The following is a 6,705-nucleotide window of genomic DNA, read 5'->3' as shown; positions in this document are numbered from 1 at the left end:
GCTTCGGCGGACCGCAAGGCGCGCTCGTGATGGAGGTGCTGCTCGACGGCATCGCGCGCGAGCTGCGGCTCGATCCGCTCGACGTGCGGCTCGCGAATTACTACGGCGTCGGCGAACGGGATACGACGCCGTACGGACAACGCGTCGAAGACAACATCATCGCGCCGCTGACCGACGCGCTGCTAGATTCGTGTGACTACCGCGCGCGTCGCGCGGCACTCGCCGAATTCAATGCGAAGAGTCCCGTGCTCAAACGCGGCCTCGCGTTTTCGCCGGTCAAGTTCGGCATCTCGTTCAACGTGCCGTTCCTGAATCAGGCCGGCGCGCTCGTGCACGTGTACAAGGACGGCTCCGTGCTCGTCAATCACGGCGGCACCGAGATGGGCCAGGGGCTCAACACGAAAGTCGCGCAGGTGGTCGCGAATCAGTTCGGCTTGCCGTTATCGCGCGTCCGGGTGACCGCGACCGATACCTCGAAGGTCGCCAACACGTCGGCGACCGCGGCCTCGACCGGCAGCGACCTGAACGGCATGGCCGCCGAAGCCGCCGCGCGGACGATCCGCGCGCGGCTCGCCGAACTCGCGGTGCGCCAGCTCGGTGGCGACGCCAACGACGTGCAATTCGCGCGCGGCAGCGTGTCGGTGAACGGCGGCGCGCTGCCGTTCGAACAGCTCGTCAACGCCGCGTATCTCGCGCGCGTGCAGTTGTGGTCGGACGGCTTCTACGCGACGCCGAAAGTGCATTGGGATGCGAAGTCGCTGACCGGTCATCCGTTCTATTACTTCGCGTATGGTGCGGCGGTGTCGGAGGTCGTCGTCGATACGCTGACCGGCGAGTGGAAGCTCCTGCGCGCGGACGTGCTGCACGACGCGGGCCAGTCGATCAATCCGGCGATCGATCTCGGCCAGATCGAAGGCGGCTTCATTCAGGGCATGGGCTGGCTCACCACTGAAGAGCTATGGTGGAGCCGCGACGGCCGCCTGATGACGCACGCGCCGTCGACGTACAAGATTCCCGCGGTCAGCGACACGCCCGCCGCGTTCCACGTTCGGCTCTACGACAACAGCAACGCCGAGCCGACCGTGTTCCGCTCGAAGGCGGTCGGCGAGCCGCCGTTGCTGCTGCCGTTTTCGGTGTTTCTCGCGATTCGCGACGCGATCGCGGCCGCAGTGCCGGGCGCGCGACATGCTCCGCCGTTGCGCGCGCCGGCGACGCCCGAGGCGATAGTCGATGCGCTGGACACGTTGAGTGCGATGAACGCGTCGCAGACCGCAGATCCGACCGAAGCCGCCGCGCACCCCGATAGCACCGACACAAACACGCAACCCGCCGCGGAAACGCCCCACGCGGCCCCCCACGGAGAATCGCCGGATGCAAGCCTGGCTCACTGACCTGCAACATCTTGTCGCGCATGGCGACGCCGCCGTGCTGGTGACGGTCGCGCGCGTCGAAGGTTCGGCGCCGCGCGAAGCCGGCACGAAGATGATCGTCACGCGCGAGGCGGCCAGGCATACGATTGGCGGCGGCCACCTCGAATGGAAGGCGATCGAGACCGCGCGCCAGGTGCTGCGCGACGGCATGCGCGCGCCGCACATGCGCCGGCTCGAACGCTTCGCGCTGGGGCCGAGCCTCGGCCAGTGCTGCGGCGGCGCCGTGATCCTCGCTTTCGAGCGGCTCGACGTCGGCGATCTCGGCTGGCTCACGTCGCTCGCCAAGCGCCTCGCGGCGGGGCAATCGACGGTGCGTAGCGTATCATTCGGCCCCGCGCCGGATGCGGTGATGCTGTCCGAGCCCGAGCCCGGCATCGACGGCGCCGACTGTCTGCTGTGGGACGGCGCCGGTTTCGACGACAGCAGCGCGCTCCTGACCGAAACCATCGCGCCGGGCGAATTCGCCGTCGTGCTGTTCGGCGCCGGTCACGTCGGCGCGGCGCTCGTGCGCGTGCTGGCGACACTGCCTTGCACGGTGCGCTGGGTCGACGAGCGCGACGCGCAGTTTCCGTCGCTCGATGCGCTGCACGCGCCGAACGTGACGATCGACGCGAACGACGCACCCGACGAGGCGATCGATCAGGCCACGCCGAGCACGTACTTCGTCGTGATGACGCACAACCACGCGCGCGATCTCGAACTGGCCGAGCGCATCCTGCGGCGCGGCGACTTCGCGTTCTTCGGCATGATCGGCTCGCATACCAAGCGCAAGCAGTTCGAGCATCGGCTCGCGGCTCGCGGCATCGATCCGGCGCGGATCACGCGGATGAAGTGTCCGCTCGGTGTCGACGGCATCGTCGACAAGTCGCCCGAGGTCATCGCGATCTCGGCGGCCGCGCAGGTGTTGCAGGCCGTCGAAGCGAACGCGGGTGCGCGCCACCCGACGCAGGCGGTTTGATACGCGGCCGGAGCCGCTCGTTACCCAACACACAATTCCAAACCACGATGAACCCGACAACCGCTACCCCTGTTTTCCCCGTTACGCTCGCCGACAAAACCGCGCGCGCACCGAAGGCCGAGCTGCATATCCACATCGAAGGCTCGCTCGAACCCGAGCTGATTTTCGCGCTCGCGCAACGCAACGGCGTGAAGCTCGCCTACGACTCGGTGGAAGCCTTGCGCGCCGCCTATGCGTTCACCGACCTGCAATCGTTCCTCGACATCTACTACGCGGGCGCGAGCGTGCTGCTGCACGAGCAGGACTTCTACGACATGACGATGGCCTACGTCGAGCGCTGTCTCGCCGACAACGTCGTGCATAGCGAAATCTTCTTCGACCCGCAGACGCATACCGAGCGTGGCGTGCGGATCGCGACCGTCGTGGCCGGCATCGAACGCGCGCTCGCCGACGCGGAGAAGCGCGGCATGTCGAGCAAGCTGATCCTGTGTTTCCTGCGCCATCTGTCCGAGGACGATGCGCTCGCCACCTTCGACGAAGCGCTGCCGCTGTTCGAGCAGTACGAGCATCGGCTGATCGGCGTGGGGCTCGATTCGTCGGAACGCGGCCATCCGCCGTCGAAGTTCGAGCGCGTGTTCGCGAAGGCGCGCGCGCTCGGTCTGAAGCTCGTCGCGCATGCGGGCGAGGAAGGCCCGCCGTCCTACATCTACGAAGCGCTCGACGTCCTGAAGGTCGACCGCGTCGATCACGGCGTGCGCAGCATCGAGGACCCGGCGCTCGTCACGCGTCTCGCCGATACGCGCGTCGCGCTGACCGTGTGCCCGCTGTCGAACCTGAAGCTGTGCGTGTTCGACGACCTGACCAGGCACACGCTGAAAGACCTGCTCGATCGCGGCGTCGCGGTGACCGTCAATTCCGACGATCCGGCCTATTTCGGCGGCTACGTGAACGCGAACTATCTGGCGACGATCGACGCGCTGAAGCTCGACGACGCCGAGGTCTACACGATCATCCGCAACGGCTTCGAGGCGTCGTTCGTGACGCCCGAGGAACGCGCGATGCTGATCGGTAAGCTCGACGAGCATTGGCGGCACTGAGTGGCGGCACGGAGCCGCGCGCCGACGGATTTCAACTGACGGGCCTCGACCGACGTCGGCGGCCGGCGGCTTCGCTTCGTTCGGGCAAACGGCAACGACCCGAACCGGGAAGCCGCTGCCGCTGCCTGCGCCGCCCAGCTTTCAACATTCGGAGACAGCTTTTCCATGACTGAATCGGCTCATACCGCGCAAGCGGCGCAAGCGGCATTCCGCGCTCCTCTGCTGACCTTCAACGGCGATCCGGCGCACGCGCCGAACGCCGTGGTGTTTCACGAGGACGGTCTCCTGATCGTGGAAGACGGCCGCGTCGTCGCGGCGGACGCGTATGCGGCGCTCGCGTCGCGGCTCGCGCCCGGCACGCAGGTCGTGGAGCGGCGCGACAAGCTGATCGTGCCGGGCTTCATCGATACCCACATCCACTATCCGCAGACCGACATGATCGCGTCGCCGGCGCCGGGTCTGCTGCCGTGGCTCGACACGTACACGTTCCCAACCGAGCGCCGCTTCGCCGACATCGCGCACGCCCGCGACACGGCGAGCTTTTTCCTCGACGAACTGCTCGCCTGCGGCACGACGACCGCGCTCGTGTACTGCACGGTGCACAAGGAATCCGCCGACGCCCTCTTCGCCGAGAGCGAAGCGCGCAATCTGCGCATGGTCGCGGGCAAGGTGCTGATGGACCGCCACTGCCCCGCGTTCCTGCGCGACACCGCGCAATCGGGCTACGACGACAGCGCCGAGCTGATCGGCCGCTGGCACGATCGCGGCCGCCAGATGTACGCGCTGACGCCGCGCTTCGCGCCGACCTCGACCGAAGCGCAGCTCGAAGCATGCGGCGCGCTCGCGCGGCTGCATCCGGACGTGTTCGTTCAGAGCCACGTCGCCGAGAACACCGACGAGGTGAAATGGGTCGCCGAGCTGTTCCCCGGCCACCGCAGCTATCTCGACATCTACGATCACTATGGGCTCTTGCGCCGTCGCGCGGTGTACGGCCATTGCATCTACCTCGACGACGAGGACCGCAAGCGCATGGCGCAAACCGGCGCGCTCGCCTCGCACTGTCCGACCTCGAACCTGTTCCTCGGCAGCGGCCTGTTCGACTTCGACAAGGCCGACTCGGCCGGCATGCCGATCGCGCTCGCGACCGACGTCGGCGGCGGCACGTCGTTCTCGATGCTGCAGACGATGAACGAAGCGCACAAGGTCGCGCGCCTCGGCGGCCATCATCTGACGGCGACGCGCATGTTCTATCTCGCGACCGCCGGCGCGGCCGAAGCGCTCGATCTCGGCGACAAGATCGGCACGCTGAGGGACGGCTCGGAAGCGGACTTCGTCGTGCTCGATCCGCAGGCGACGCCGCTGCTCGCGCGCCGCACCGCGCGGCGCGAATCGCTCGAGGCGCTGCTGTTCGCATTCGCGCTGCTCGGTGACGATCGCGCCGTGTATGAAACGTATGCGGCCGGCAAGTGCGTGCATCGCCGCGACGACGCGCGCCAGCGCGTGCCGGGGCGCGCGAAGATCGCGGCTTGACACCAGCTTCGGTTGAGACGCCCCAGTCGCAGAAGAAACGCTAGGGTCTGTTTACATATTGAACGCACGTGCGAATGCCCGCTATCGGCCGCAGGGCAAGGAGTAAGGAGCGCTGCGTGGCCGCGCCACGTGAGCGACGCGCGACGCCGCCATGCGGCCGATAGCGGGCATTCCCCTGGAATGAAATTCAGAACTGGGGTTGCCGCGAGAAGGGCCGCTCGCTGCGTCATGCTCCTTGCGAATACGTCGAGTATTCGCGGCGTCGCAATCCTTGCGAGCGGCCCTTCTCGCGGCAACGCACGTGCGTTCCATATGTAAACAGACCCTAGTGCGCGTCTTGGTCCGCGAGTGCTCACAAATTGGCTATTCAGTGTCAATTTCGAGCGTCTCAAATTCGACGGCAATCTCAGCGCCAACTGTTGAGAAAACGTATGCGATATGGTCGGCACGGCGCTTTCCAAAATGCGCGGATTTCTTGAGTACCTCGATTGCCGCGGCATATGCCTCGTCACCGGGTTTCAACACCTCAATCGAATTGACGATGTTCAACAATCCACCGTCAATGATGCTCGCGCGCGTCACTCCAAGAAAGGTAACGGTCGCGCGCCGGCTCTCCTCGTACAACCCAAGTGTTAGTACGTTTGGTGTATTGGCGCCACCTTCCTTGCTGGTCGCAATCGCATCCAGGTACCAGTCATGAAAACCGCCGAACTGTTCCAGTGCATCTGTGATGGTCATGGTGGCTTGTCCTATGGAAGTATGGAGACCGGCCAGCCGTGATCGCGGCCCTGGTCGTCCCAGTTGTGGGCGTGCGGATTTGGCTGGCCATGATGGTTGTCGAAGTCAATATCAACGGTCGGGGTGCCTTGTGAACCGTACATCCGCCATTGCTTCTTTTTCCCCGGCGCGTTCGCAACCCACGTGTTGGGCATACCCTCAAACGGGATTCCAGCCAGTTCCGTCGAGTCCCCCGACAAGTCGTTGGCGTAGTATGCGAACGGCTGGGCATCGCCGAGCAGCGTTGAGGCGCCCGCATCGTGGGCCAGATCGCCGTCGCTGCTGCTGGCTGCCGTGGCTGCGCGTGCAGCGATCAGCCCGGTTTGCGGGGTGGCTGGATCAGCCCGGCCGGACAGCATGGGTTCCCCGTTCGGGAGACCGACGGCCCTCGCCGCGAGATTGCTCAACGGCGTGCTGTGGGGGGATGGAAACAGGTCAGCCCGCGGGCCTTTAATGACAAGACGAGCACCTCGGCGCAGATCGTCGAGAAGCGCATTAATGATCCACCAGCCATCGATGTTGGGGTTCCAGTTTCGCACACCATCAAACGCCAGCAACTGACGATCAATGAGACGCCTGACCAGCGTTAGGTCCTCCTCCCACTTTCTCTGATTCAATCTGACAATACTGAGAAATTCCTGGGTCTCCGCCTTGGCCTTCTGAAGGTCTGCGGCCCTTCCGAGGCACGCCTTGTAGTGCCGCTCATCGCAGATGACATAACAGGCACCAAGGGGCCTTTGACAGCGCAGCTCCACGGAGTGCATTTCAAATACGGACAAGGACATAGGCGTGTCGACGATCTATTTGAAGTTGCTGCCCGGATTGGCAGCATCCAGATAGATACCGTGCTCGGGGTTGTCCATATATGGGCGACAGCCCAAAACCTCAACTGCCCTCGATCCCCTGGGACACG

6 protein-coding genes are annotated in these 6,705 nt (G+C 65.3%); 4 read left to right on the top strand and 2 right to left on the bottom strand.

What is annotated here, in order from left to right; all coding sequences use genetic code 11:
* The 4 genes from OKW30_RS23535 to guaD all read left to right on the top strand — a co-directional run.
* On the top strand, positions 1-1,391 hold a 1,391-nt coding region (locus OKW30_RS23535; protein ID WP_429347722.1), incomplete at its 5' end, for a molybdopterin cofactor-binding domain-containing protein.
* Positions 1,372-2,388, top strand: a complete 1,017-nt coding sequence (gene xdhC, locus OKW30_RS23530; RefSeq protein WP_429347721.1) for a xanthine dehydrogenase accessory protein XdhC — start codon at positions 1,372-1,374, stop codon at positions 2,386-2,388. The genes OKW30_RS23535 and xdhC, both read left to right, overlap by 20 nt.
* 47 nt (positions 2,389-2,435) lie before the next feature.
* Positions 2,436-3,485: an adenosine deaminase gene (locus OKW30_RS23525; protein ID WP_429347720.1), complete on the top strand. Its 1,050-nt coding sequence runs from the start codon at positions 2,436-2,438 to the stop codon at positions 3,483-3,485.
* A gap of 165 nt (positions 3,486-3,650) precedes the next feature.
* Positions 3,651-5,015 carry a guanine deaminase gene (gene guaD, locus OKW30_RS23520; RefSeq protein ID WP_429347719.1) on the top strand — a complete coding sequence of 455 codons (1,365 nt, stop codon included), beginning with the start codon at positions 3,651-3,653 and terminating at the stop codon, positions 5,013-5,015.
* A 363-nt stretch (positions 5,016-5,378) separates the two neighbouring features.
* On the opposite strand, the gene OKW30_RS23515 is transcribed toward guaD, so the two are convergent.
* On the bottom strand, positions 5,379-5,753 hold the full coding sequence (locus OKW30_RS23515) for a hypothetical protein (RefSeq protein WP_184070771.1): 375 nt from the start codon (positions 5,751-5,753) through the stop codon (positions 5,379-5,381).
* 11 nt (positions 5,754-5,764) lie between these two features.
* Positions 5,765-6,577, bottom strand: a complete 813-nt coding sequence (locus OKW30_RS23510; RefSeq protein WP_429347718.1) for a hypothetical protein — start codon at positions 6,575-6,577, stop codon at positions 5,765-5,767.
* Positions 6,578-6,705: the final 128 nt, after the last annotated feature.

This window comes from Paraburkholderia sp. Clong3 (assembly GCF_050436485.1).
In the GTDB taxonomy this organism is placed as follows: Bacteria; Pseudomonadota; Gammaproteobacteria; order Burkholderiales; family Burkholderiaceae; genus Paraburkholderia; species Paraburkholderia tuberum.
The sequence above is the reverse complement of the archived record's forward strand: the minus strand, read 5'-3'. Positions and strand labels throughout refer to the sequence as shown.